This is a genomic window from Corynebacterium sp. HMSC062E11, assembly GCF_001811845.1.
Taxonomy (GTDB): Bacteria; Actinomycetota; Actinomycetes; order Mycobacteriales; family Mycobacteriaceae; genus Corynebacterium; species Corynebacterium hesseae.
On the sequence record NZ_KV806791.1, the window covers coordinates 19,751 to 46,631 of the forward strand.

A 26,881-nucleotide genomic window follows, 5' to 3' on the forward strand; every position below is an offset into this window, starting at 1 on the left:
ACCATGACTAACCCACAGGACGCCAGGGAGACCATCCTTCCCGCGTATTTCGGCGAGTTCGGCGGACAATTTGTTCCCGAGTCTCTCATTCCCGCACTCGACCAACTCGAGAAGGCCTTCGTCGATGCGCAAAACGATCCCGCCTTCCGCAAAGAACTATCAGGCTATCTTCGTGACTATCTTGGCCGTCCCACCCCTCTCACCGAGGCAACCAAGCTCGGTGGAAAGGCACGTATTTTCCTCAAGAGGGAGGACCTCGTCCACGGCGGCGCCCACAAGACCAACCAGGTGATTGGCCAAGCGCTCTTGGCCAAGCGCATGGGAAAGACCCGCATTATCGCTGAGACCGGTGCGGGCCAGCACGGGACCGCGACTGCGCTCGCCTGCGCGCTGCTCGATCTTGAGTGCGTCATCTACATGGGCGCTAAAGACGTCGAGAGGCAACAGCCCAATGTCTACCGCATGGAGCTCATGGGCGCGAAGGTCGTTCCGGTGGACTCCGGATCTGGCACTCTCAAAGATGCCGTTAATGAGGCGCTGCGCGATTGGACCGCAACGTTCCACGAATCCCACTACCTGCTCGGCACCGCTGCCGGCCCCCATCCTTTCCCCACGATTGTCCGCGAGTTCCACAGGGTGATTTCCGAGGAAGCCAAGGCCCAAATGCTTCAGCGCACGGGCGGGCTTCCCGACGTGGTCGTCGCCTGCGTCGGCGGCGGCTCCAATGCCATCGGCATGTTCGCGGATTTCATCGACGAGGAGTCGGTCGAGCTCGTCGGCGCCGAGCCTGGGGGAGAGGGCCTCGATTCCGGACACCACGGTGCCACGATCAACAATGGCACCATCGGAATTCTCCACGGCGCCCGCTCCTACCTCATGCGCAATGCCGACGGTCAAGTTGAGGAGTCCTATTCCATCTCCGCTGGCCTCGATTACCCCGGCGTCGGTCCACAGCATGCTCACCTGGCGCAGACGGGCCGCGCCACCTATGTCGGCATCACCGACGCGGAGGCACTTGAAGCGTTCCAAATCCTTAGCCGCCGCGAGGGCATCATTCCCGCCCTTGAATCCTCACACGCCCTGGCCTATGCGCTTAAGCGCAAAGATGAGGACATCACCATTATCGTTTCCCTTTCCGGGCGCGGCGACAAAGACATCGACCACGTCCGCCGCACCCTCGACGCGCACCCCGAATTCAAGATCACGGAGGACAAGTAATGAGCCGATACGAGAAACTCTTCTCCAACCTTGCCGCCCGCAATGAAGGGACCTTCGTTCCCTTCATCATGTTGAGCGACCCCGACCCGGACACTGCCCTCGACATCGTTCGCGCGGCCGTCGCCGGCGGGGCCGACGCACTCGAGCTCGGCGTCCCCTTTTCGGACCCTGTTGCCGATGGTCCCACCATTCAGGCCTCACACATCCGCGCGCTTGAAGGAGGGGCAACGGTTGATTCCGCCATCGCCCAAATCCGCCAGATTCGAGCCGAATTCCCAGACCTTCCGATTGGCATGCTCATCTATGGCAATGTTCCCTTCACTCGTGGGTTGGAGACCTTCTACTCCGAGTTTCAAGAAGCGGGTGCTGATAGCATCTTGCTTCCCGATGTCCCCGTCCGCGAAGGCGCACCTTTCGTCGCCGCCGCCGACAAGGCCGGCATTGACCCGATCTTCATCGCCCCGGCACAAGCCTCGGAGCAGACCCTCCAGGGCGTGGCTCAATACTCGAGGGGCTACATTTACGCAATCTCGCGCGATGGCGTCACCGGCACCGAGAAGGAATCGGAAACCCGCGGGCTCGTTGATGTAGTGAACAACGTGAAACGCTTCGGCGGGGCACCGATTCTCCTTGGCTTCGGAATCTCAACCCCTCAGCATGTCGCCGATGCCATCTCCGCTGGCGCAGCTGGGGCCATCACCGGATCTGCTTTAACGAAGATTGTCGACGCTCACCTCGACGAGAACAACAAGCCCACCGACGGACTCGCCTCTGCAGTCACCGACTTCGTATCCAAGATGAAGGCTGCTACCAAGCGTGCCGTTGGCTAAGCGCTTTCCCGAACAATCCTGACCCACCTCAGCCTCTTCCATCACGTCGTGCGCCACCACGCATCACGATGGAAGGGGTCGTTTCACGTGAAACAGCGCGTGTTCCATATGCACAAGCCCATCGGCTACCGTCGTTGTAGCCAGCAATCACTAATAATGCCGCCTTCTGTGCCTTCCAAAGCCTCCTTAATTCCCTAATCCCCAACAGCGATAGTCTCTTGGCCCTCAGAAGGGGACATCATCGGATGCGTTCGAGTAGCGATCCGCCGGGTCCGTCCTGTCGAAGACTTCGACCAACTCTCCGCCATCAAGCTCAACCTTCAAGGCTTTGGCCTCTTCGTGCATCTTCCGCCGGTGAGCAATGACATCTTCCGCGACGGTTCGTGCCCACACCTTAGACGCCGGGGCCAGAGGACCGGTTGCTTCAGTCACCGCCCAGGTGCCGTCCTCAAACAACCAGACAACATCACCAGTAACTGGGTCCAGGATATAGAAAGCCCGTCCGTCAGTTTTCATGTTGTGGTGGTGCTGGCAAAGGGCAACCAAATTAGACGGGTGCGTAGGGCCACCATCGGCATAGTTAATCCTGTGGTCCAATTGGCATGTCCACGCCGGTCGATTACAGCCAGGCGCCCGACAGGTCCCGTCGCGCCCCTCGACATACTTTCGCGTGACATCTGAGGGCTGGTAGCCTTCGCACGGTTCTGGTGCTTCACTAAAGTCTCTCGTCACAGTCCTCGACGCTGGGACTCCTTCACCGGTCCAGCCGTGTCCCTGAACAAAGACCGGCGCTCCCTCCACGTCAGTGGCTTTGAATTCATGCACAACGACTTTTCCAGCCTCCGGCTGAATCTTGCCCGTAATGAGGAGAACTAAGGCATCCGCCATTGAGACGTCATGCTCCTTTGCGGCCAGCTTGATTGTCTCGTGGATTACGACGCCGACGTTACTATCGACCTCTAACTCGATCGAGGCACGTTCTCCCCGGGTGAGGAGTGAATACCGATTCTTCTTCCGCTTATCCCGGAACGCGATTGAATCATCCAAGACCTTAGCAATGTCGCGTACCTTGCGCCGAATCTTTTCTGCGCTGGGAAAGACCTGGTTGGGTTTAGTCGGTGTTAGCCACGCCGCCAATTGACTATCGATCTCTGAGATAACTGAAGCAATAGGGTTGCCCAGCTTTGCCAGTACTTGATCAATAGCAACCAAGGCTTGCATATCGAGTACGTATTCAGAGTCTTGCATCGCCTTCACCTTCGGCAATTCACTGAGACGAATAAGCCCCATGACATTCCGCGCCACATGTGCCGGAGACTTTCCCGTCTTTTGACCAAGGGTCATAAATGCAGTGTCTGAATCTGCGTCGAGCGGTGGCTGGACACGTGACCAAAACTCATACTCTATTCTTCGCATGAGTTGACCCGCCATACATTCTGGATCATGCGGGTTTGAGTGAGAAAAATACGCAGTAGGTACCGAGGTTGAAGAATTTGTTGTGATTCCCATGGGGAGCTGCATCCCTAAATTAGCCGGATAATTGCTTCCCCCACTCCCACCTTTAGAATACATGTTCTAAGCTCGTCCCACAAGAGTCATCTCGGTTTTCGTCGGAGCTTTTGGGAGCTCCTTGCACGACCGAGCGGCCCGCGACGTCGGCAACCAGGCATACAAAAATCCCCCTCCCGCGGCCAACTTTCCAGTTGATTGGTCTAGACGTATAGACCAGAAATGGAACGCAAGCTAGGGGAGGGGGAAGCTTTCAGGGTTTCACGTGAAACCTAAGCTTGAAACCTAAGCTCTGCTGAGCTCCTCGTCGGCAGCAGAGGCGTCGGCCTCGGCCTCCAACCCATCAATTTTATTGCGAGCGAAACGGTCAACAATCATGGCGATAGCGCCGTCGCCAGTAACGTTCGCGGCCGTACCCACGGAATCGATAGCGATGTAAGCGGCAATCATCAGTGCCACCATCGAATCATCAAAGCCCATATTGGATTGCAACAGACCAACGGCAACCATCACGGCACCGCCCGGAACACCGGGGGCCGCGATCATCATGATTCCAAGAAGCAGGATGAAGCCCAAGGCCTTACCCAAATCTGCTTCCATACCATCAGCCATGTACACAATCGCGAAGGCGTACAACGTCAGCTTGATCATCGAACCAGAAAGGTGGATGGTCGCACAGAGGGGGATAACGAAGCCAGCAACGGGCTTGGAAATGCCGTTCTTCAACGCGGCGTCCAACGTCACCGGAATCGTCGCCGCCGAAGAGGAAGTACCCAACGCGGTGAAGTAGGCCGGTGTCATGTTCTTCAATGCGCGGAATGGATTCTTACCCGCAATTGCGCCGGCGATGATGTATTGAAGCACGAGGTAAACCAGCGTCATGAGGACCGCAAGCAAAAGAACCTTGGCGAAGGCAACCAGCACCGTCCCGATGTTGCCATTCATGCCCAAGGAGAGGAACATGCCAAAGATATAGAACGGCAGGAGGGGAATCACAAAGCCCCAGATCACCTTGATGACGACGTTCTCAAATTCTTTAGTAATCGCGTAAAGATTGTCGGATTTCACAGTGGTCATCGCCACGCCAACGCAGAAGGACAACAGCAGCGCCGTCATAACTTCGAATGGAGCCGGCATCTCAACGGTGAAGTAGGGCTCGAGCGCTCCGGCATCGATGTCAGCAACATCAGTGTTGAGCGTCTGCCCACCAAGCAACGTGGGGTACAGGACCTGGGTCAAACCGTAGGCAACGAGGCCTGCCACGATAGTGGAACCATATGCAATCCCGGCAGTAATACCCAGCCACTTGCCGGCGCCGCGCCCGAGGCCCGCGATTGCCGGTGCCACGAGAGCAAGAATGAGAATGGGGATGAAGAAGCCAAGGAAGTTCGAGAACAGTCCGTTGTATGTTGCGAAGGCCCTGCCGAACCACTCGGGGGCGAATTGGCTAACTATGATGCCCAAGACTATCGCTACGATAATCTTGAACAGCAGAGAGTTGAGAACACTCTTGAATGTCATGATTGAGTCTTTTCTATGGTTGATACCACTACGAGTTTCTCGCCCGGCGATAAACGCTTATTTATCTACCAAGCGACACGAAATGTATATTACAGCACGAAACGAATAAATTGAACCAGCTTTCTCGCTAGCTAGGAAGCGGGATAGACTTAGACGCATGCTCGTAGTCGGAATCATCTTCCTCATCCTTGCCGCGGTCCTCATCATCGTCGGCGGCCTTGCCACACTCCGTAAACTCCCCGGCAACAGTGTTGTTGGATTGCGTCTCGCGGAGATCCGCAAAACCCGGGAGGCATGGGACAACGCCCACGCTATTGCGGGCCCGTTCTGGTTCCTGGGAGGCATCGCTCTCGTTTTCGGTGGCGTTATCGCGCTTCGCGCCGAAGGTTGGATGTGGCTAATCCCCGCACTCACAGCCGTCGTAGCTGTCCTCGCGCTCTCCATCGGCTCCAACATGGGTGCCCGCGCGGCCTACCTGTGGGACCAAGCCCATAAAGACGACGATGGTTGCGGCGATTCCTGCAACTGTGGCGACGGCGGCTGCGGGGGAGAGGCGCCGGCTGTCGACGTCTCCGCGATCCGTGCCGCAGCACAACACGCCGACAAGACGGGCCGAGACTAGAGCGACTTTTTAAGCACAGTGACGTAATCTGGGCAGACAGAAGTCCCCATATTATTTCATCACAAACTATATTTTAGGTGGCCAGATCAACACCGGGTAGACCCGATGATTGATGTGGCCACCTTTCTTTGCGCTGTGTGAGCGCTGAGAGCTAAACATCAATTACTTGGGAACACGGCAGTGTGACGTGACAACAGGAGTCGGGCGGCGCACGATCGTGTTCATGACCACGAGCACCAAAACTAAAGCGCTACGGCTCGTCGCTGCAACAGCGCTCAGCCTCAGCATCCTCGGCGCGGGGGCCATGTATGCACTCGCCGGAGAACGTCGCGGAGCACACAACGAAGCTGGGACGATCTATAGCGATGTCGGCACATCATACGGTGCCTACGATTTCAGTGGCAGCAGGGAAGAGGAGCTTCCCGTGTGGGACGGCAAACTTAGCTAACAGGACATTGTCCTCTCCCTACACAGCCAATGAATCAGATAGAGTAAACCACATGACTACGTGTTCACGCCGCCTTTTCCTGCTCGGTACTGCGACCACCTTTGCTGGGGCCTACCTCGCCGCCTGCGGTAAGGAACCTTCCGCGGAAGTCGCAGCGACGGAAATCCCCGTTGGCTCCGCCATCATTGTGGACAAGGTGATCTTCGCTCAACCCACCGAGGGAGAGTTCAAGGCATATTCGCAGACCTGCCCGCACCAGGGATCCCTCATCACGAAGATTGAAGGCTTGACCGCCACATGCACGAGCCACTACTCAAGCTTTGACCTCAGCAGCGGCGAAGTCACCGGCGGCCCCAGCCCTAAACCGCTCACTGAGTACGGAGTGGAAAACAACGGGGGAACAGTCAAAAACGTCTCCGCCTAATGGATATCCCCGGAGACTCAGGGGGTTTGAAAAGATGTTTCACGTGAAACCGTGAGGGGCGTCTAGACTCTCTTCTATGATTGAGCGCCTCAAAAGACTCGACCCCCTCATCGTCCTCATCCTGTGCGCCGTCGCAATCGCTATTGTTTTTCCCGCGCGGGGAAGCTTTGCAGACAGCTTCGATGTCCTCACGAATATAGCGATCGCCCTTCTCTTCTTTCTCTACGGCGCCCGACTCTCCACTCGCGAAGCCATCAACGGGATCAAACACTGGAAACTCCACCTCACTATTCTGGCGTTTACCTTTGTGGTCTACCCGGTCATCGGCCTCGCACTCAGGCCGCTCACCGCGTTCATCCCAAACGATCTTTACTTGGGAATTCTCTACCTCACGCTTGTACCGTCCACAGTGCAATCGTCGGTAGCCTTTACCTCGATCGCCCGCGGAAATGTTCCCGGGGCAATCGTCTCTGCGTCTGCGTCAAACCTCGCGGGAGTTCTGCTTACGCCATTGCTCGTCATGGCGCTGATGGGCGCGGGAAACGGAATCCATATCGATAGCTCCGTATTCGTGGAGATCTCAACACTTTTGCTTTTGCCATTCCTACTCGGCCAGCTCACCAGAAAATGGGTGGGCAAACTCGCAGCAAGCAAAGCCACAAAGGTGGTGGACCGAGGATCCATCGCGATGGTCGTCTATGCGGCCTTTTCTAAGGGAATGGTGGACGGGATTTGGGCGTCGATTAGCGTATGGCAAATCCTATTCCAGATTGCCTTTTCCTCCGCGCTTGTCTTCTTCATGCTCTGGCTCACCAAGGTGGTCAGCCAGAAGCTGGGGTTCGACAGGGAAGACACCATTGCTATTCAGTTCTGCGGGTCAAAGAAATCCCTGGCCACCGGATTGCCCATGGCCTCGGTGATTTTTGCCTCCGGCGGCACCTCATTGGGGCTGCTCATCCTTCCCCTCATGATTTACCACCAGGTCCAATTAATGATCTGCGCGTCTATGGCGGCTCGCTACGCCCGGGTAGAGTGAGAGCACATGAAAAAGCTTTATGTTCGCACCACCATGACCATCCCGGAGGTCGGAACCGCCACACACATCGCGGAGCTTGAGGAAATCAACGCTGAGGCCTGCTCCATGCTGCGCATGATCGCCCTCGCCCCGAATGACTCTATCGTCGGCGCTGCAACACCGGAGACCTCAGTGGGCAATGCCGAGGTCCCACAGCGCGTGGTTCCACACCCCGACACCTACGACGCATTCCCCGACATCAACGCCGAGCTTATCGACGCCTTCCAGTTCCACTCCCTGTGGACAGAGGCCATCGCCCTGTACGGGGACTTTTAAAGCACCACGTTCACCAACAGCATGTACACGGCGGTGCCTCCGAAGATGGACAAGCCGGAGTTGCGGCGCCACAGGTGCAGCAGGGCAGTAGCCGCGGCGCCTACAAGGGGAGCCACAAAGCTTCCCGTGTCTTGGGTCTGGCTAAACAAGGTGTAAACCACCAGGACCGTCATCACGCCCACGGGCATAGTGAAGCCCAGCACGCTAATGAATTGGCTATCCTTTAGGGCCTTCACAAAGACGAAGGGAAGCCAGCGCAAAACAACCGTCACCACCCCGACGGGGATAAGCACGGCGAGGATGCTGAGCAGGGTTACTCCAGCTGGCATTAGGACTCCCTGCGTAGAATCATCGCGCTGTCGACACGAGGAGAGAGGTAGCGCACCACCAAGAGCAGAAAATAGGCGCTCAGCGCCACCATGAGTAGCTGCCCTGGAAACAGACAGCCCGCGAGGACACCCAGGACCGCAGCAGACAGCGGAAGCGAGTAATCCTTGTTGTTCTGGAAGGAATCAATCGCCAGGACGATGAACAAGGCGACGAGGGCGAAATCCAGACCCTTCACCGAGGGCGGAATGGCCTGGCCTGCCAGCGCACCAATGATGCCCGAGACAACCCACAGCACCTGGCAGAAAAGCTGCACGGTGAAGACAAATGCACCACTCGGGCGCGAAACACGGGGGAAGGCAGAAAGGACGGCATAGGATTCGTCGGTCAGCGCGTACGTGGAATAGGCGCGGCCGAAACGATTCCGAATCTCATCGCGCGGAAAGGTTAACCCGTAGAAGATGTGGCGGAAGTTCACCATGAAACCCGTCACCGCGGCAACGGCGGGCGTCACGCCGCCGGTCACCATGGAAATGGCGAGGAACTCCATCGAGCCAGCGTAAATAACGATGGAAAAGATGGGGGTCCACCACCAGTCGAAACCGGTCTGGACCATGAGCACGCCGAAGGCGAGGCCCAGCGGCACCACCCCCACGGCAATGGACATGCAGGTCCGTATTGCCTTGATGATCTCCGCACGCATGGCAGAGATGTTAGCGCAGAGGGTGGAGAGGAACTCTAATTATCTTCATCGATATAGCGCGGGAAGGTGGCAAACAACGGCAGGGGCATGGCTTGGCGGCGCATGACGTCTGACCACGTATCTGTCGATCCGGAGGAGACTACGTCCTGGGGCAGGGCAGGGGCCACGTACCACTCACCGCGATCAATTTCCTCATCGAGTTCGCCCGGTCCCCACTCGAAATGACCGGCGAAAAAACGCATACCTTCAACCAGTTCGGTGACGGCATCGGGACCCACGCGCAGATCGACGAGTGCCACCCGTGGGGCGAGGCGGCTCAGCGAAGGCTGCTTCTCGATGTCCACGCCCTGCTTGGTCAGCGCCACGCCGATGGCCGCCTGCTGGTCGTGCGGGCCGCCGATGTAGAGGGCCTGCGGCTTAGCCACCACGGGCAGCCACTCCGGCATGACGTTGAAGACCGCGACCTCGGAGCGCTTAGTCAGATCCACTCCATACGTGCGCCCGGCATGTTGCTCGGTGATGAGGATGACGGAGCGATTGTACTGGGGCGCGAGAACGTCGGGAGCCGCCACGAGGAGCTGGCCAGGGGCGGGATCATTGCGCTCAAGGGCGTTGAAAAGTCTGTCTGCGTACATCCCTATCTAGAATTCCACCACTCGCGCAGCTTCGCAATAGCAACCTCGCGCTCCAGCGGGCCTTCTTCGAGGCGCAGCTCCTTGAGGTAAGACCAGGCCTTGCCTACCTCCGGGCCGGGTTCAAGGCCGAGGATCTCCATGATCTCGTTGCCGTCGAGATCAGGGCGTACGCGAGCGAGGTCTTCCTTGGCCGCGATATCCGCGATGCGTTCCTCCAGCTGGTCATACGTGCGCTGGAGGCGGCGGGCCTTGCGCTCATTGCGGGTGGTGCAATCGGCGCGCACAAGTTTGTGCAGGCGCGGGAGAAGATCGCCGGCATCGGTGACATAGCGGCGCACGGCGGAATCGGTCCACTGGCCATCGCCGAAACCGTGGAAACGCATGTGCAGGTAGACCAGCTGGCCGATATCTTCGGTCGTGGCCTTGGGGAATTTCAGCTTGCGCAGGCGCTTGCGGGTGAGCTTCGCACCAACAACCTCGTGGTGGTGGAAGCTGACCTTGCCGTCAGTAGTGTCGCGGGTATCCGGCTTACCGATGTCATGGAGCAGGGCAGCCCACCGCAGGATCAGGTCGGGCCCGTCCTCTTCCTGTTCCATGGCCTGGCGCAACACGGTGAGCGAGTGAGCGTACACGTCCTTGTGCTGCGCGTGCTCGTCGGGGGCCATGCGCAATGCCGGGATCTCCGGAAACACATAGTCCGCAATACCTGAGTCAACGAGCAGGTCAATACCCTTCCACGGCGCGGTGCCGCAGATGAGCTTGTTGAGCTCCACCTGCACGCGCTCCACGGTGATGCGCTGGATTTCGCCCGCCATGTCGGTCATGGCATCGCGCACGCGCTGGGCGACGTCAAACTCTAACTGCGCCGCGAACCGCGCAGCGCGGAGCATGCGAAGAGGATCATCGTGGAAGGAAATCTCCGGCGCATCCGGGGTATCGAGGATGCGATTCGCCAGGTCATCGAGTCCGCCCATCGGATCGTGGAATTCGCGGGTACCGTCCGGACGCAGCTCGATGGCCATGGCATTGACCTTGAAATCGCGGCGCACGAGATCGCCCTCGAGGGTGTCGCCGTAGACCACCTCGGGGTTGCGGGAATCACCGTCGTAGCTATCAGAGCGGAACGTGGTGATCTCAATCTGCTGGCCCTTATAGGCCGCCGAGACCGTACCGAAGTCGATGCCGGTATCCCACACGGTTTCGGCCCACTCCTCCAGAATCGAATACACAACGTCGGGCCGGGCCGGGGTGGTGAAGTCGAGGTCATTGCCCAGGCGGCCGAGCAGGGCATCGCGGACAGAGCCGCCGACGAGGTAGAGGGGGGCGTCGTGAAGCGCAAAGCGTTCCACCAGGCCACTGAGGAGGCCACTGAGCTGGGCGACGGTGGCGTCCGCGCGAGCAAGAACGCCGATTAGCTGAGTGTCCTGAAAATTCACGGATCGAAGTCTACTACGATTAGCAGGGATGACTAAGAACACGCCAGGGTCCAAGCGCCGCCGCCGGCGGGGCGCGGGCCACCGGAACCACCGCACGGGACGCCCCCAGCGCACGTCCAACAACCGCATGACCACGCGGGATGAGACGTCCGCAGGCGGACTCGTCGTGTCCGGATTGGCGGAGGCCGTCGACGAAGACGGCAACGTCGACCTGTCCCAAATCTATGTGGCACTCATCGGCAGGTTGGACCGCCGCGGGCGCCTGCTGTGGTCCATGCCCAAGGGCCATGTGGAAAACGGCGAGGCCAAGGAACTCACCGCCGAGCGCGAAGTATGGGAGGAGACCGGAATTCACGGCAAGGTCTTCGCGGACCTGGGCATGATTGATTATTGGTTCGTCTCCGATGGCGTGCGCATTCACAAGACCGTGCACCACCACCTGCTGCGTTTCGTGGACGGCATCATGAATGACGAGGACCCGGAGGTCACCGAGGTCTCCTGGATCCCGGTCTCCGAGCTCATCGAGCACCTTGCCTATGCGGACGAGCGCAAGCTGGCCCGCATCGCCCACGACCTCCTCCCTGATCTCGCGCGAAAGGAAGCTGCCGCAGGAAAGGCGACTCCGCGGTGAGTTGGCGCGCAGCGGTTGCCATCACGGCGCTGGCGGTGGGCTGCGCCGTCCCCGTGGCCCAGGCACAAACTCCCGACGCCGAGAGCAACGACTCCCACTATTGGCTCGGCTCCCGCGGCCCCGATGAGCTCGAACTCAGCTTGCTCAGCGCGACGGAGGCGCGAGTAGGGGAGACGCTTAAAGTCCAGCTGCGCATCCACAACCCGACGGATAGCGCCGTTGATGACTTGCAGATAACCTCCCGGCGCAGCAATGCTGTGAACTCCACGACGGAGGCCCGCCAAGAGCTCGCTGCGGGATCCTTTCCTTATTATGGGACTTCGCTCGGCGCAGGAGCACTGGAGCCGGGGGAGAGCCGCGACGTAACCGTGGAGGTCCCCACCGCGTTGGGAGATGACTCCACGCTGGCCATCACCGATCCCGGCGCCTACCCACTGCTATTTACGCTCACCGGCACCCGCGACGGTCAGGCCACGAGCTTTGCGGAAGAGCGGACAATCCTGGATTTCAGGGGCGAAAATCAGGATCCGACGCCCGACGCAGAAGACGACAGCAAACACGAGTTCTCACTGATCTATCCCGTGACCGCCCAGGTCGACGTCGTGCCGGGAGATACCGGCGGCGAGGAGCTCATCTTAGAAAGCGAGCAGCTCGCTGAACAGCTCTCACCGGGCGGGCGCCTCGATCAGCTGCTCGACGCCTACCTGCAGCATGATCTGCACGGTTCAGGCTGCGTGGCCCTGGACCCCGCGCTTGTCGACGCCGCTGACCGCATGTCCGCCGGCTACACCGTCAACGAGACCCGCCCCTCTACTGCCAAACACCCCACGCGCCTGCGCGATTCCTGGTTTAGCAGCGCCGATTCCGATCGCGGCAAGCCGGGCGCGGGCGCCCAAGACGCCGCCGCGTGGCTGGAGAAACTGAAGAAGGTGGACTGCCGCATGCTCATGCCGTGGGCTAACGCAGACACCGATGCCGTGGCCCAGGTAGGAAACGAGTGGCTCACCCACGAGGCCGTCGAGCAGGGCGCTGACACCATCGAACGCGTCCTCGGCGCCCCGCTCAGCACGCCACTGACCGCGCCTGCCTCGGGGACAAGCGAGCACACGATGCCCGTCCCTCTGTTGCTGGCGGATAATTCCGAGTGGGCCGGCGAGGCCGCCACCTTTGATGCCTCCCTCGGAGCACTGTTGGCCCAGACCGGTTCTAAGCCGCAGACCACTGGGTACTCCAACCCGGAGCTGCGCTACGACTTTTCGATGGATTCGGAGCAGGCGAGGGCGCTGACGGCGGGGGCGTCGATAAGCGTGGCGTCCGCGCAAGAGGAGACCGTGGCCAAGCTGCCGAACTTCCAGGACCCTGCCGCCGCGCGCGCGGTGATGGAAGCAGCGCAGCGCCTGCTCAATTCCGGGCGCCTCGACCCCCGTCCCGTTTCCGCGCTGCCCATCGAGCCCGGCAACGGCAACCCCGGAAGTCCCTACCCAGATCCCGCAGCCTTCCACGACGCCGAGATCACACAGGTGACGCAGCAGGCGCGCTATACCGATGAGCTGATGTCCATCATGGTCAACGATCCCGGTATCGCCATGACGCGCTATAACTTCACGGCCCCCCTGCGCCGCGATCTCCTCACGGCGCTCAGCTCTACCGACCGCTCCAGCCTCCACGGTTTTCCATCCTCGGTGGAGCAGAGCCGCGCCCGGCTGGAGAAAAACGCGGATATGCTCCGCGAGCTTCGCGCCTCGGTGGCGCTCATCCCGCCGGGGAACGTCTTTACCCGCGTTTCGGAGTCATCACCGCTGCTCATCGTGGCAGAGAACGGCCTGCCGCTGCCTGTCGACGCCCACCTAGCCTACGACGCCCCCGACGGCGCCACGTTGAACACGCAGGACTTGATTCACATCCCGGCCAAGGGATCTATTACCGTGTCCATGACCGCTGACCTGCCCAGCAACGTTGACCAGATGTCGCTGCGCCTATGGCTTGCAACACCATCTGAGCACCTCATTTCGGATCCAATCGATATCACGGTGCAGACGCGTGCCGGTATCGTTAGCGTCTATGGAGTCGGCGCAATCGCCGCGCTCGCCCTCGTCCTTGCCGCATTGTTCCGGCTGGGTAAGCGGAAGAAAAAGAAGTCTCACGGATAGTTTTTCTCAATGACACATGAACCTAAGTCTGGTGCCCGTCGACGCATTGTCACGCCCTCGCCACCGGCACCGGTCCCGGAAAAGCGCGCGCCGAGTGGCGTCGTTGCTGTCGACGACGAACTCGAGGACCGCTCGGGACTGAAGGGCAAGGCCGCCGCTGCCTCGAGTGAGCCCTCCGGCGAAAAGAACTCCGACGGCGCCGTCGTTCGCGCGACCGGCTCCATGGCCATTGCGACGATGATTTCCCGCATCACGGGATTCATCCGCAACGTGCTCATCGGCTCGTCGCTCGGCCCGGCTATTTCCTCCGCCTTCACCACGGCGAACCAGCTGCCCAACCTCATCACGGAGATCGTGTTGGGCGCGGTGCTGACCTCGCTCGTGGTGCCCGTGCTGGTGCGCGCGGAAAAGGAAGACGCTGACCGTGGCGAGGACTTTGTCCGGCGCCTCTTCACGCTGGCCTTCTCCCTGCTGGCCACGATCACGGTGCTTTCCTGCATCTTTGCCCCGCAGTTAACGCGCATGATGTTGCCGGAGGACGGCGAGGTCAATGCCGTGCAGGCCACCTCCTTTGCCTACTTGCTGCTGCCGCAGATCTTCTTCTACGGGCTTTTCGCGCTCTTCCAAGCGGTGCTCAACACCAAGAGCATCTTTGGGCCAGGCGCGTGGGCACCGGTGGTCAATAACATCATCTCGATTACGGTGCTCGTGGCCTACCAGCTGCTCCCGGGCAGCTTGCATCCCGATGCGCCTTCGCCGATCACGGACCGGCACGTGCTGCTCCTAGCCCTAGGCACCACGGCGGGCGTGGTGGTGCAATGCCTCATCCTCTTCCCTTATCTCAAGAAGGCGGGCATTAACCTCAAGCCGCTGTGGGGCCTAGATGACCGCCTCAAGCAGTTCGGCGGCATGGCCATGGCCATCGTGGCCTACGTAGCGGTTTCCCAGCTGGGTTACGTCATCACTTCCCGCGTGGCGGCCCATGCTGACAAAGAAGCGCCGTTTATCTACCAGCAGGCATGGCTTCTCCTGCAGGTACCCTATGGCGTCATTGGCGTCACGCTGCTCACCGCAATTATGCCGCGCCTGTCCCGCAACGCCGCGGACGGTGACGTCAAGGCCGTGGTCCGGGATCTCACGCTGGGCACGAAGCTGACGTTTATCGCCCTGATTCCCATCGTCATCTTCATGACGGGATTCGGCATCCCGATCGCCCGCGGCCTTTTCCAATACGGCGCCTTCAACGCCAAGGCGGCCGAGGTACTCGGCCTCACGCTGAGCTTCTCTGCCTTTACCCTCATCCCATACGCCCTCGTGCTACTGCACCTGCGCGTGTTCTACGCCCGTGAGGAAGCGTGGACGCCGACGTTTATCATCGCCGGCATCACGCTCACCAAGTCGGTGCTCTCCCTGTTTGCCCCACACGTGGCGGATTCCCCCGACCGCGTGGTCGTCCTTCTGGGCACTGCCAACGGCTTCGGCTTCGTGGCCGGCGCGGTGATCGGCGGCTTCCTGCTCAAGCGAAAGCTGGGCAGCCTGGGCGGCCGCGCGGTTATCGCGACGACTATCTGGTCAGTGCTGGCCTCCCTCGTGGGCCTCGTGGTGGCCTTCGCCATCAATTACGTCATCAACCTCGTGCTCCCGGAGCAGGTGCCGCCATTCGTGTACCTGCTGAAGCTTGCCGTGGCGGGCCTCATCTTCGTGGCTGTTACCGGCATCGTGCTCTCGCGCTCGGGCTTGCCGGAAGTCATCAACCTTGGCCGCCAGCTGCAGCGCATCCCCGGCATGTCCCGCATCATCAAGATCGAGCATGCCGAGGCCATCGAGGTCGAGGCCCCAGAGCAGCTGGAGATCCAACCGATCTTCAGCGTGGATGCCTTCAACTCCTCGCCGGTACCGCCGCCGATGTCCGCCGGTATTGTCCGCGGGCCACGCTTGGTGCCGGGCGCACCGGTATCCGATGGCCGCTTCCGCCTCCTCAAGGACTACGGCTCTGCCGCAGGTACCCGCTTCTGGAAGGCCCGCGAGCAGGCCACCGGCCGCCTGGTATCGCTGACATTCGTGGACACCACGGGCGAGGCTCCGATGGCTCCCGCCACCCCGGCGGTAGCCGCCCGCCGCTCCGCGGAGGTCTCCCGCGCCACGCGCCGCCTGGCTGAGATGGAACTGGATGCCATGGCGGAGAACATCGACATCCTGTCCTACCGCCAGGGCTGCCTCGTCGTGGCGGACTGGGTGGAGGGCACCTCCCTGAAGACGGTGTCGGAGGATGAGGACCTCGATCCGCGCGCCGTCGCCCACGCCTTGGTCCCGCTGGTGCGCACCACGGCTGCCGCCCACGCGGCGGGCCTCGTGCTGGGAATTGAGAACCGCAACCGCATCCGCATTTCCACCGAGGGCATTGCCACCCTGGCCTTCCCCGCGGTGTTGCACAGCAACGATGAGGAGACTGACCGCTCGGCGCTGGCCTCCGCCATCTCGCTCCTCGTGGAGTCCACCAGTCCGACACCGGAGGTGCTACAGGAGATTGCTGCCGACGCTGAGGAGGGCCAAGACTCCGATCTCGAGGACATCGCCAACCGCTTGGCGGCCTTCGCCGGCGATGGCGACGAGGGCGAGGAGACCCTCCAGATTCCAGTCGAGGAGACCCCGCGCAAGGAGGACCCGAGCCCCGCACCGGGCTTCGGCGGCCGCGGCTATTCTGGCTCCGGCATCATCGTCCTAGGCGCGCTGGCCACCCTCTTCGTCGTGGCGATGGCCGCGCTCAGCGTGTGGATCCTATCCCATGTGGGTAATGAAAAGACTTCCCCCGTGGTGACGAAGAGCGAATCGACGACTGAAACCTCATTCCCCAACGTGCCGCCGGTGCTCCTGAAGGACGTCAAGACCACCTCCGTTCCGGAGGGCAAGGAAGTTTCTGGTTCATGGTCCACGAAGAAGGCAGACACTGGACTCCTGCTCAGCATTGACAAGCCCACGCAACTCCGAGCGCTTCCGCTTCAGCAGAGCAAGTCCACCGGCGCCAAGTACGAAGTCTATGGCGTTAATACCAAGGATTTTGACCCCACGGATCCTGACTCCGGCAAGCTCACCGAGCTCGCACACGGCACGCTAACCAACGCGCGCCAAGACATCGAGCTCAAGGAGAAGCCCGTGGCCTTCGACGGCGCCCTCATCGTCTTCACCGACATGCCCAAATCCGGCTCCGTGACACTGAAGGAGGCCACCCTGGTGGGCATCCCCACCAACTAACCCACCACCTCACGCATTTCCCCAGACCTCGATCCCGAAACTCCCTGCTCGCTGACTCAGACACACCACGCGCTTGACGACGCCCTGCAGGTTTCGGGTTGCAGGTCTGGGGCTTTAGTGTTCTTGCAATTTCTTCCCTTGACAGATAAGTGAAGGAGCGTATAATTCTTGTTGTCACGTCAACAATCTAGAGAAACCTAGAAGAAACGAGGAACCCATGACTATCACCGCAGGAACGTACGCACTGGACCCGGCACACACCACTATCGGCTTTGTTGCCCGCCACGCCATGATCACCAAGGTGCGCGGCAACTTCAACGAGTTCGAAGGCACCCTGACCGTAGGGGAGAACATTACTGACTCCGCCGCCACCGCCACGGTGAAGACGGCGTCCATCGATACCAAGAACGCTGATCGCGATGCACACGTAAAGAATGAGGACTTCTTCGACGTAGAGAAGTTCCCGGAGATGACCTTCACCGCGACCAAGTTCGACGTTAACGACGAGGGTGAGGGCACCGTCACCGGTGACCTCACCATCAAGGGCACCACCAAGTCCGTTGATTTCAAGGTAGAAGAGACCGGCGTGGCCGAGGATCCCTTCGGCAACACCCGCCTTGGCTTCGAGGCTAAGACCTCCATTAACCGCACCGACTTCGGCATCGACTTCAACGCTCCGCTGAAGACCGGCGGCGTGCTCGTCTCCGAGGAGATCAAGATCGAGCTCGAGGTTTCTGCCATCAAGCAGTAGGCCGTCAGGCGTGATACCTCGCCTTGAGAAGTAGTTTTTAGTTGTTGCCCGTAGTGCCCATTTCGGCACTACGGGCAACAACTTTTTGACGACTAAGGCGCCACAACCGAGTAATAAACAACTCCGGGCAGCTTACCTGTGATACGCACCGCAGCGACGTTTAAGATGTAGCGCATGACTACCGCAAACCTCACCCATGCAGAAGCCACCGCCCGCAGCACCGCGCTGCGTTTGAGCACCTACGATCTGCACCTCGACGTCACGAGCGCGCCAACCGACGCCGACTCCTACGAGGTCACCTCACGTATTACGTTCACCACCACTAAGCCCGAGACCTTCGTGGATTACTTGGGCAAGGCCGTGCACGCAGTGCGCGTCAACGACAAGGAGGTGGAGAACACCTTCGACGGTGGACGGGTCTACCTGAGCAACCTTCCAGTGGGGGAGGAACTCACCGTGGAGATCACCGGCTCCTCCTATTACTCCCGCACCGGCCAGGGCCTGCACCGCATGCACGACCAGGCCGATGACACCACCTACCTCTACTCGCACCTCGAGCCATCCGATGCCCGCCGCATCTTCCCCTGCTTTGACCAGCCGGATCTCAAGGCCAGCTACGAGGTGCACCTCACCGGCCCGGAAGGCTGGCAGCTGCTCAGCAATCAACCGGAGATCAGCCGCGAGAAGACGGATAGCGGGGAAGTGGCACACTTCGCGCCGACCCCTCTGCTGTCGACGTATTTGACGGCGTTTGCGGCGGGGCCGTACGTCGAGAAGCACAGCACCTGGACCGCCCCCGATGGCTCCTTGGAAGTGGAGCTGCGCGCCTTTGCCCGCGCCTCCATGGCCGAATACCTGGATGATGAAATCCTGCAGGTCACAGCACAAGGCATGGACTTCTTCCACAGCAGTTTTGGCTACCCGTACCCGTGGGGCAAGTATGATTCCATCTTCGTTCCGGAATACAACCTGGGCGCCATGGAGAACCCCGGCCTCGTGACCTTTACGGAGCATTACCTCTTCCGTTCTGCCGCCACCCGCGCGCAGCATGCCGGGCGCACGAACACCATCCTGCACGAGATGTCGCACATGTGGTTCGGTGATCTGGTCACCCCGCAGTGGTGGGATGACCTGTGGCTCAAGGAGTCCTTCGCGGAGTTCATGGGCGCGGATTCCTCGGTCCACGCCACCGAATACACCGAGGCGTGGGTGAACTTCGCCGGGCAACGAAAGAACTGGGCGTACCTGCAGGATCAGCTGCCCACCACGCACCCGATCAAGGCCGAGATCCCGGACGTCGATGCCGCGCGCCAGAACTTCGACGGCATTACTTATGCCAAGGGTGCAGCGGTGCTCAAGCAGCTGGTGCACTACGTGGGCCGGGAGAACTTCTACGCCGGCGCGCGCGACTACTTCCAGGAGCACGCCTTTGCTGCCGCCACCTTCGAGGACCTGCTCACGGCGCTGAAGAAGCACACCGACCGCGACCTGGACGCCTGGTCCACAGCCTGGCTGCGCACGTGGGGCCCGGACACGCTCACCCCGGAGCTGCACACGGACGGCGATAAGATCCACGAGCTCGCCATCGCGGTGGAAGCCGAGGACACCACGCGCCCGCACCGCCTCAACGTGGCACTCTTCGATGACTCCCTGAACAAGTACGCCACCCTCGACGTCGATCTGGAGGGCGAGCGCACCATCCTCGATGAGGCATCGGGGCTGCAGGCGCCGGCGTTGCTGCTGCTTAACGACGGCGACCACACCTACGCCAAGGTCCGCTTCGACGAGACCTCCTTGGAGACCATTCGCACGCGCCTGTCTGAAGTTCCGGATGAGCTTTCCCGCGCGGTCATCTGGACTTCCCTGTGGAATCTCACCCGCGATGGCGAGTGGCCAGTGCGTTCCTACCTGGACACGGTGCTCAACCACGCCCCGGCGGAGTCCAACCCGACGCTTCTGACCACAGCCTTTGCCAATGCCCGCTATGCCATCGACCACTTCGTGAGCGAGGATGACCGCGAAGAGATTCGCGCCGATTATGCCGAGCGCCTCTGGGAGGTTCTGCAGCAGGCGCCGGCAGGCTCCGATGCGCAGCTCACCGTCGCCCGCGCCGCCATCCAGGCCTTCGCGGCCAACCCAGCAGAATCCGGCACGCCACGTCTGCGCGCGCTTTACGACGGCTCCCTCGACGGCCTCGCCCTCGACCCGGACATCCGCTGGGCCATCCTCCGCGCCTTGGCCGCCCGCGATGCCGTGAACTCCGATGAGCTGGAGGCGGAGAAGGAGCGCGATAACACGCTCACCGGTGCCGCCGCCTACCTGGGCGCCTCCCACGCTTTCCCATCTGCCGAGCTCAAGCGCGAAGTCTTCGATCTCGTACGCACGCCGGGTAAGTACTCCAACGCGGAGGTGGATTCCCTGCTCGCGGCGTTTAACGCCCCGTGCTCGGCCCACCTCACCGAGGCCTTTGCCCAGGAGTATTTCGACTCTCTGGCGAAGCTCTGGGAGGAGCACCCCATCGAGATTGCTAACCGCCTCGTGCGCGGGCTTTACCCGGATCTCGCGATGGCCGACGCCGCCACCAGCGAGTTCCTGAGCAGCGAACGCCCTCGGGCGCTGCGCCGCGTGCTGCTGGAATGCCAGGATGCGCTGCGTCGCGCGCAACGCGTGCGTGCGGCGCAGTAGACGCGGCGCGTAGCGGACTGCAGAATCTTCCCGTAAACTCACAAGCACATTAACGGGGGACAATCACACACCATCGGCTTCGGCCAAGGGACTGTGTTGACCCATGTGTCATTGCTCAAGTTTCCGGGGGGATTCTTCTTGTCAGCTCAGCCGACCGATCGTGAACTCGTCGACGCCTTCATTGGCGGAGATACTAAGGCCTTTTCGGCAATCGTCGAGAAGCACCGTGCGCGCCTGACGGCCATGGCGCGGCGCTATACGCGCAACGATGATGATGCGCAGGACATCGTGCAGGAGGCACTGCTCAAGGCCAGCTGCAACATGGCCTCCTACCGGCACGATGCCACGCTGAGCACATGGCTGCACAGGCTGGTGATGAACTCCGGCTATGACTTCCTCAACCATCGCTCCAACCGGGAGAACGCCTCCCTGGATGCAGAGATCATTGAGGATGACCGCAACTACGCACTCGCGCACAATCCCAGTGAGAACTTGGCGGAACGCATCACGGTGGCCCAAGCGATGGAGACGTTGCGCCAGGACCAGCGAGAAGCGCTGTACCTGACCGACGTAGCAGGCTATCCCATCGATGCGGTGGCCAAAGTGCAGGGCGTTGCGCCAGGCACGGTGAAATCGCGGCGAGCCCGGGCTCGGCAAGTGCTGCGTGCGGCGATAGACTGAGGCCGAGTAGAATCTGATTCTTGATCGGAATTGTCGTCTCAAGGGAGTTTTTTGTGACCATCCACGATGTCGCCATCGTCGGCTCCGGCCCCGCCGGCTACACCGCAGCACTCTACGCAGCACGTGCCGAGCTCAATCCCATCGTCTTCGAGGGCTTTGAATACGGCGGCGAACTCATGAACACCACCGAGGTGGAGAACTACCCGGGCTTCCAGAAGGGCATCATGGGCCCCGAGCTCATGGAAGAAATGCGCGCCCAGGCCATCCGCTTCGGTGCGGACCTGCGCATGGAGGTTGTCGATTCCGTCGAGCTCGAGGGCGAGGTGAAGAAGCTGCACGTCGGTGACGAGGTCTTTGAGGCCCGCACCGTCATCCTCGCCACCGGTGCAGCGCCGCGCTACCTGGGCATTCCGGGTGAATCCGAGCTCGCTGGGCGCGGCGTGTCCGCCTGCGCCACCTGCGATGGCTTCTTCTTCAAGGGCCACAACATTGCCGTCGTCGGCGGCGGCGATTCCGCCATGGAGGAGGCCACCTTCCTCACCAAGTTCGCCGAAACCGTAACGATCATCCACCGCTCCGAGAACTTCCGCGCCTCCAAGATCATGCTGGAGCGCGCCAAGGAGAACCCACAGATCAAGTGGCTGACCAATACCACCGTTGAGCGCGTCCTGGATAAGGACGGCAAGGTTGGCGGCCTGGAGGTCAAGAACGCCCTAACCGGCGAAACCAGCGAACTCGATGTCACCGCCATGTTTGTGGCGATTGGCCATGACCCGCGCTCCGGCTTCCTCGAGGGCCAGGTGGCCACCAATGAGGCTGGCTACGTTGTCGTGGAGCAGCCTTCGACTAAGACCTCGCTGCCCGGTGTCTTCGCCTGCGGCGACTTGGTGGATGACCACTACCAGCAGGCCATCACCGCGGCTGGCTCCGGCTGCCGCGCGGCCATTGATGCGGAACATTTCCTCGCCGATAACCGTTAATAGTCACATGAGCAACATTAAGAACGTCACTACTGATTCCTTCCGCGCGGACGTCGTGGAGGCAGGCAAGCCCGTCGTCGTGGACTTCTGGGCTGAATGGTGTGGGCCGTGCAAGAAGTTGTCCCCGATTCTCGAAGAGGTCGCCGAAGAACTCGATGATGACGTCTCCGTGGTCAAGGTCAACGTGGACGAGGAGCGCACCCTGGGTGCCATGTTCCAGATCATGTCGATCCCATCCGTGCTGATTTTCAAGAATGGTGAGAAGGTCGACGAGTTCGTCGGCCTGCGTTCCAAGGCCGACATCGTGGCGCAGATAAAGAAACAGCTCTAACTGGTATTCTTTAACTCGTTGATGGCGCACTGCGGTGCGCCTCCTTGATCACGAAAGGGGTAGGTGTGAATCGCGTTTTACGTGTAGGTGACCAGAGCGTTCGGGTCGCCGAAGCACGCGCAACCCTTGCCCGCCTCGGCCTGATGACTGACTACCAGGGGACTTTGTCCGACTGGAAGAAGCAAAAGTACTCCGAAGCCGATAAGCACTTTGATAACAATTTGGCCGAGGTCCTCAAGGCCTTCCAGCAATCCCGCGGCATCGTGCCTAGCGGCGATATTGATGACCTCACTCTGCGCGAGCTGCGCCAGGCTTCCTACACGCTGGGCGCCCGCGTTCTGGCCTATGAACCGGGCAACGTGCAGGTGGGCGATGACGTAGCACAGCTCCAAGAACAACTGCAGGAGCTTGGCTTCTACCAAGAACGCATCGATGGCCATTTCGGTGCCCGCACCTACGCGGCGCTGGCGGAATACCAACTCAACTCTGGCCTGCGCAGTGACGGGATCTGTGGCCCTGCCACCATTAACGCCCTCAACCTGCTGGGTCGGCGTATCACTGGCGGCTCGGCGCACAATATCCAGGAACGCGAGCGCGTGCGCAATGCCGGGCCAAAGCTGGCCGGCAAGCGCGTTGTGATCGACCCCAGCCTGGGTGGCCTCAACAAGGGCCGCACGGTCAGGGGACGCTTCGGCAACATCACGGAAGAGGAGATCCTCTGGGACTTGGCCGAGCGTGTTGCCGGGCGCATGATCGCCGCCGGCATGGAGACCATCATCTCCCGCCCGCGCAACGATGACCCATCGATCCGTGACCGCGCAGACATGGCCAATGCATTCGACGCCAACCTGGTTATTTCACTGGCCTGCGATGAATACCCCACGGAGAAGGCCAACGGCGTAGCCACCTTCTACTTTGGGTCGGAATCCGGCAACTCTTCCCTCATCGGTGAGACGCTCTCCGGCTTCATCCAGCGTGAGATCGTTGCCCGTACCGAGCTGGGTAACTGCCGCAACCACGGCCGCACGTGGGCGTTGTTGCGCCTGACGCAGATGCCGGTGGTGCAGGTCGTGCTGGGTTACCTGACCAGCCCCAAGGACGTGGCTATCCTTACCAACCCGGACCGCCGCGATGACATCGCCGAGGCCATCGTCGTCTCCGTCAAGCGCCTCTACCTCTTGGACGAGGATACCGCCGTGACCGGCACCTACCGCTTCGACGAGCTGCTGCGCGCCGAGCGCTCTTCCTAAAGGGCTTAGGCCAAAGCGCGGGCGAGGAGGTCCTCCACCGCGGCTGCGGTCAGCAGGTCGAAAGCCGGTGGAAGCTCGAGGCGCAGGCGCGGGGTAATAGGGTGATCGCGCACCACCATGAAACCGGCGGACTCCAGCGTCTCCACAGGTAATAGGCCTATGCGAGCGGGTTTCTCGCGGAGGAGCTCTTCGGCCTGGCGGGCATCACGAAAGCCAAAGGCCTCAACGGCGCTAGCCTCGCGTGAGGTGAGGTGCATGATGGTGGCGTCGAGAAGCACTGCTTCCAAGCCCTTCGCCGCGCGGTGCGGCTTTACAAATAGCGAAGTCACCAGGACCGCATCCTCCGAGACGGGGGAAGTGGGCAGCTTGGCCACACCGGGGGCAAGCTCAGGCGGACAGAAGAGGAGCGTGGCCTCATCGCCCACGGTAAAACCGCACTCGCCGCAGCGCAGCAGGGTGGCGCTGATCCATGCCTCCTTTTCAAATGCAGGGTCAGCGACCGTGGTTTTCAGCTCCCAAAAAATAGATCGGGCCGCCAAGGGGTTGATAGCAACACCTTCCTTGACGGCCTGAACGAGCATGGCGAGCTAGCTGCCTTCTTTGCCCTCAATGAGCGCTAGGATGCGCTCGAAATCCTCCTGGTCACCGAATTCGACGACCATCTTGCCCTTGCGCTTGCCCATGGTGACGGTGACCTTGGTGTCGAAGCGATCAGCCAAGCGCTCGGCGGAGTCCGTAAAGAACTGCGGCTGCGGGGCAGCGGGCTTCTTGGTTGGCTCGGCTGGCTTGCCATCGCGCTTGTACAGGGTGACGGCTTCCTCGGTGGCTCGCACAGAAAGGCCCTCGGCCACGACGCGATTGGCAATGAGCTCCATGGCCTCTGCATCCGGCAAACCCAGCAACGCGCGGGCGTGACCGCCCGATAACGTACCCGCGGCAACGCGCTTCTGCACGTCCACCGGCAGCTTGAGCAGGCGGATCATGTTGGTCACCTGCGGGCGCGAGCGACCAATGCGGTCAGCCAACTCATTTTGGGTAACCCCAAATTCTTCAAGAAGCTGCTGATAGGCGTGTGCTTCTTCCAACGGGTTGAGCTGCACGCGGTGGATATTCTCCAGCAGAGCGTCCCGCAGGAGGTCATCATCCTTGGTATCGCGGACGATAGCCGGGATGGTGGCCAGGCCCGCCTTGGAAGAGGCGCGCCAGCGGCGCTCACCCATGATGAGCTCGAAGCCGCCCTCCTCGGAAGGCCGGACCACGACCGGCTGCAACAGACCGAATTCCTTGATGGAGTGGACCAGCTCGGCCAGGTCATCCTCGTCGAAGACAGTACGCGGCTGCTTCGGGTTGGGCATGATGTCACCGACGGAAATCTCGCGGTAAGTCGCACCAATCACCGAAGGCTTGGCCTGACGCTTCTTCGAACCCGAGGATTGCTGGATAGTGGGCGCACCCTGCACCCTTTTCGTGCCGGCATCCTTAGGAGCGCCGGTGGACGCACCGAGAATGATATCTGCGGCGGAATCTCCCAAGCGTGGCTTGCGGGAGGGCGCACCCGGGCCGGACGGGATGAGCGCGGCCAAGCCCTTGCCCAAACCGCCCTGGCGCTGCTCCGGCTTGTGGTCTGCCTTCTTATCTGCCACGGTGTCCTATCCTTCCAATTCCGCGAAAATCTCTGGGCTCACGCCAATGGCACCCGTGGTGGGGTGCGGCGTGTAGTCCCCGCGCTTATCCAACTCGCGTGCGGCGGCGGCGTAGGCGCGGGCGCCTGTCGACGACGGGTCATAAGCGATAACCGTCTTACCATAACCCGGCGCCTCCGAAACGCGAACGGAGCGCGGGATGACGTTGCCTAAGACGACGGCGCCGAACTGCTCGCGCACTTCATTGGCCACCTGCTCTGCCAGCTTGGTGCGGGCGTCGAACATGGTGAGCAGCACGCCGGAGATGTGCAGATCCTCGTTGAGGTGCTCACGGATCATGGAGATATTTCCCAGCAGCTGGCCCACGCCCTCCAGGGCGTAGTACTCACACTGGATGGGAATAATGACCTCTTCTGCGCACGTCATCGCATTGATGGTGAGCAAGCCTAGAGATGGTGGGCAGTCAATAAAAACGTACTCAAAGCCATGCTCTTCGAGGAAGCCGTTGTGCAGGGCGTCATACAGGCGAAACTCGCGGCGAACCAGGGAGACCATTTCAATCTCCGCGCCGGCGAGGTCGATGGTGGCGGGGATGCAGTAGAGGTTTTCATCGTCGGGGGAGTGCTGCATCGCATCCTCCGCGCTGCAGTCACCCAACAAAACCTCATAGCTGGATTTGGTGCCGGAGGTGTGCTCCGCGCCCACCGCGGTGGAGGCATTGCCCTGCGGGTCCAAGTCGATCACCAGGACCTTCTTGCCGGCCTCAGCGAGCGCGGCGGCAAGGTTGACGGCGGAGGTGGTTTTACCCACGCCACCCTTCTGGTTCGCGATGGTGATAAGACGAGGATGAGTCATGCCGTCTACTTTAGTTCACGCGCGGGACACGGATAATGGTGGTGCCGTGGATGGTCATGACCTCGGCTTTTCCGCCACCGGCGCGCTTGATGTCGGCTGCGTCGCGCTCCAGCTCCTCGTGCACCGAGGAACCCTTGAGAGCGATCATCTCTCCGCCCTTGCGAACCAGCGGCAGGGACCACTTGGCCAGCTTGCCCAACGGGGCCACCGCGCGGGAGGTCACGATGTCGGCACCCTTAACGGCCTTCTTCACCGGGCCTTCCTCGGCGCGGCCGCGGATGACGGTGACGTTATCGAGGCCCAGCAGGTCGACGACCTCGTTGAGGTAAGTGGAGCGCTTCAGCAGCGGCTCGATGAGGGTGATTGTCAGGTCAGGGCGCGCGATGGCGAGCGGGATGCCGGGCAAGCCGGCGCCACTGCCGACGTCGATAAGCGTGGCGCCCTGCGGCATTACCTCCGCGACCACGGCGCAGTTAATGAGGTGGCGCTCCCACAGGCGCGGGACCTCGCGGGGACCTATAAAACCACGGGTGGACCCGTCCGTAGCCAGCGAATCGTGGTATTTCTGCGCGAGCGGCAGACGCGATCCGAAGACGTCAGACGGGTCCAGTGGCACAGTGTCGGACACAGATTCAGTCACTGTGAAAA

The 26,881-nt window shown here is 61.0% G+C and carries 26 protein-coding genes; 16 read left to right on the plus strand and 10 right to left on the minus strand.

The features are described from left to right. Positions 1-3 precede the first annotated feature (3 nt). Entirely contained in the window at positions 4-1,218 is a 1,215-nt protein-coding gene (gene trpB / locus HMPREF2822_RS05160) for a tryptophan synthase subunit beta (protein ID WP_070521858.1), read from the plus strand. Continuing rightward, complete coding sequence (gene trpA / locus HMPREF2822_RS05165; RefSeq protein ID WP_070521861.1) at positions 1,218-2,048, plus strand: tryptophan synthase subunit alpha; 831 nt, start codon at positions 1,218-1,220, stop codon at positions 2,046-2,048. Before trpB ends, trpA begins: the two co-directional genes overlap by 1 nt. A 225-nt stretch (positions 2,049-2,273) precedes the next feature. Here the strand turns inward: trpA and HMPREF2822_RS05170 are convergent, their stop codons facing one another. Both HMPREF2822_RS05170 and HMPREF2822_RS05175 read right to left on the minus strand, forming a co-directional pair. Further along, on the minus strand, positions 2,274-3,296 hold the full coding sequence (locus HMPREF2822_RS05170; protein ID WP_083306814.1) for an HNH endonuclease signature motif containing protein: 1,023 nt from the start codon (positions 3,294-3,296) through the stop codon (positions 2,274-2,276). Between the two features lie 546 nt (positions 3,297-3,842). Next, on the minus strand, positions 3,843-5,078 hold the full coding sequence (locus HMPREF2822_RS05175; RefSeq protein WP_070521864.1) for a dicarboxylate/amino acid:cation symporter: 1,236 nt from the start codon (positions 5,076-5,078) through the stop codon (positions 3,843-3,845). A 157-nt stretch (positions 5,079-5,235) separates the two neighbouring features. On the opposite strand from HMPREF2822_RS05175, the gene HMPREF2822_RS05180 reads away from it, so the two are divergent. From HMPREF2822_RS05180 to HMPREF2822_RS05200, 5 genes are all read left to right on the plus strand, one after another. Beyond that, the gene (locus HMPREF2822_RS05180) at positions 5,236-5,700 is read left to right on the plus strand and encodes an SdpI family protein (protein WP_070521867.1); all 465 of its coding nucleotides are present in this window, start codon (positions 5,236-5,238) and stop codon (positions 5,698-5,700) included. Positions 5,701-5,923: 223 nt separating this feature from the next. Next, complete coding sequence (locus HMPREF2822_RS05185) at positions 5,924-6,148, plus strand: hypothetical protein (RefSeq protein WP_070708077.1); 225 nt, start codon at positions 5,924-5,926, stop codon at positions 6,146-6,148. A gap of 52 nt (positions 6,149-6,200) precedes the next feature. Then, positions 6,201-6,572 (plus strand): Rieske (2Fe-2S) protein, encoded by a 372-nt coding sequence (locus HMPREF2822_RS05190; RefSeq protein WP_070521874.1) that lies wholly within the window; start codon positions 6,201-6,203, stop codon positions 6,570-6,572. Positions 6,573-6,648: 76 nt separating this feature from the next. After that, positions 6,649-7,608, plus strand: coding sequence for a bile acid:sodium symporter family protein (locus tag HMPREF2822_RS05195; RefSeq protein WP_070521877.1), 960 nt, complete (start codon positions 6,649-6,651; stop codon positions 7,606-7,608). A gap of 6 nt (positions 7,609-7,614) precedes the next feature. Beyond that, positions 7,615-7,923, plus strand: a complete 309-nt coding sequence (locus HMPREF2822_RS05200) for a hypothetical protein (RefSeq protein ID WP_070521880.1) — start codon at positions 7,615-7,617, stop codon at positions 7,921-7,923. Here HMPREF2822_RS05200 and HMPREF2822_RS05205 read toward each other — a convergent pair. From HMPREF2822_RS05205 to HMPREF2822_RS05220, 4 genes are read right to left on the minus strand one after another with little or no spacing between them, the layout of a single operon-like run. Continuing rightward, positions 7,920-8,252, minus strand: a complete 333-nt coding sequence (locus tag HMPREF2822_RS05205) for a branched-chain amino acid transporter permease (protein WP_070521883.1) — start codon at positions 8,250-8,252, stop codon at positions 7,920-7,922. The genes HMPREF2822_RS05200 and HMPREF2822_RS05205 overlap by 4 nt on opposite strands. Next, positions 8,252-8,953: an AzlC family ABC transporter permease gene (locus HMPREF2822_RS05210; RefSeq protein WP_070521886.1), complete on the minus strand. Its 702-nt coding sequence runs from the start codon at positions 8,951-8,953 to the stop codon at positions 8,252-8,254. Before HMPREF2822_RS05210 ends, HMPREF2822_RS05205 begins: the two co-directional genes overlap by 1 nt. Positions 8,954-8,988: 35 nt before the next feature. After that, on the minus strand, positions 8,989-9,588 hold the full coding sequence (locus tag HMPREF2822_RS05215; protein WP_070521889.1) for a YqgE/AlgH family protein: 600 nt from the start codon (positions 9,586-9,588) through the stop codon (positions 8,989-8,991). Between the two features lie 2 nt (positions 9,589-9,590). Beyond that, on the minus strand, positions 9,591-11,024 hold the full coding sequence (locus HMPREF2822_RS05220; RefSeq protein ID WP_070521892.1) for a CCA tRNA nucleotidyltransferase: 1,434 nt from the start codon (positions 11,022-11,024) through the stop codon (positions 9,591-9,593). Between the two features lie 28 nt (positions 11,025-11,052). Between HMPREF2822_RS05220 and HMPREF2822_RS05225 the strand changes: the two genes are divergently transcribed. The 9 genes from HMPREF2822_RS05225 (at position 11,053) to HMPREF2822_RS05265 (ending at position 23,735) form a co-directional block, all read left to right on the plus strand. Beyond that, on the plus strand, positions 11,053-11,655 hold the full coding sequence (locus tag HMPREF2822_RS05225; RefSeq protein ID WP_070521895.1) for an NUDIX hydrolase: 603 nt from the start codon (positions 11,053-11,055) through the stop codon (positions 11,653-11,655). Then, entirely contained in the window at positions 11,652-13,805 is a 2,154-nt protein-coding gene (locus HMPREF2822_RS05230; RefSeq protein WP_070521898.1) for a hypothetical protein, read from the plus strand. The genes HMPREF2822_RS05225 and HMPREF2822_RS05230 overlap by 4 nt, the downstream gene beginning before the upstream one ends. 9 nt (positions 13,806-13,814) lie before the next feature. Beyond that, complete coding sequence (gene murJ, locus HMPREF2822_RS05235) at positions 13,815-17,057, plus strand: murein biosynthesis integral membrane protein MurJ (RefSeq protein ID WP_070521901.1); 3,243 nt, start codon at positions 13,815-13,817, stop codon at positions 17,055-17,057. Between the two features lie 217 nt (positions 17,058-17,274). Continuing rightward, positions 17,275-17,808, plus strand: a complete 534-nt coding sequence (locus HMPREF2822_RS05240) for a YceI family protein (protein WP_070521904.1) — start codon at positions 17,275-17,277, stop codon at positions 17,806-17,808. Positions 17,809-17,982: 174 nt separating this feature from the next. Next, entirely contained in the window at positions 17,983-20,493 is a 2,511-nt protein-coding gene (gene pepN, locus HMPREF2822_RS05245; protein WP_070521908.1) for an aminopeptidase N, read from the plus strand. Positions 20,494-20,631: 138 nt separating this feature from the next. Continuing rightward, positions 20,632-21,174, plus strand: coding sequence for an RNA polymerase sigma factor (locus tag HMPREF2822_RS05250; protein ID WP_070521975.1), 543 nt, complete (start codon positions 20,632-20,634; stop codon positions 21,172-21,174). A 53-nt stretch (positions 21,175-21,227) separates the two neighbouring features. Continuing rightward, entirely contained in the window at positions 21,228-22,154 is a 927-nt protein-coding gene (trxB, locus tag HMPREF2822_RS05255) for a thioredoxin-disulfide reductase (RefSeq protein WP_070521911.1), read from the plus strand. Between the two features lie 7 nt (positions 22,155-22,161). Continuing rightward, entirely contained in the window at positions 22,162-22,485 is a 324-nt protein-coding gene (gene trxA / locus HMPREF2822_RS05260) for a thioredoxin (protein ID WP_070521914.1), read from the plus strand. A 65-nt stretch (positions 22,486-22,550) separates the two neighbouring features. Beyond that, complete coding sequence (locus tag HMPREF2822_RS05265; RefSeq protein WP_070521917.1) at positions 22,551-23,735, plus strand: N-acetylmuramoyl-L-alanine amidase; 1,185 nt, start codon at positions 22,551-22,553, stop codon at positions 23,733-23,735. 5 nt (positions 23,736-23,740) lie between these two features. On the opposite strand, the gene HMPREF2822_RS05270 is transcribed toward HMPREF2822_RS05265, so the two are convergent. The 4 genes from HMPREF2822_RS05270 to rsmG are packed head-to-tail and all read right to left on the minus strand — an operon-like array spanning position 23,741 to position 26,873. Then, positions 23,741-24,316 (minus strand): hypothetical protein, encoded by a 576-nt coding sequence (locus tag HMPREF2822_RS05270; protein ID WP_070521920.1) that lies wholly within the window; start codon positions 24,314-24,316, stop codon positions 23,741-23,743. Positions 24,317-24,322: 6 nt separating this feature from the next. Beyond that, positions 24,323-25,378 (minus strand): ParB/RepB/Spo0J family partition protein, encoded by a 1,056-nt coding sequence (locus HMPREF2822_RS05275; RefSeq protein ID WP_070521924.1) that lies wholly within the window; start codon positions 25,376-25,378, stop codon positions 24,323-24,325. A 6-nt stretch (positions 25,379-25,384) separates the two neighbouring features. Continuing rightward, a complete protein-coding gene (locus tag HMPREF2822_RS05280) occupies positions 25,385-26,233 on the minus strand; it encodes a ParA family protein (RefSeq protein WP_070521927.1) in 849 nt (282 codons plus the stop codon). Between the two features lie 10 nt (positions 26,234-26,243). Next, positions 26,244-26,873: a 16S rRNA (guanine(527)-N(7))-methyltransferase RsmG gene (rsmG, locus tag HMPREF2822_RS05285; protein ID WP_070521930.1), complete on the minus strand. Its 630-nt coding sequence runs from the start codon at positions 26,871-26,873 to the stop codon at positions 26,244-26,246. Between the last annotated feature and the right edge of the window lie 8 nt (positions 26,874-26,881).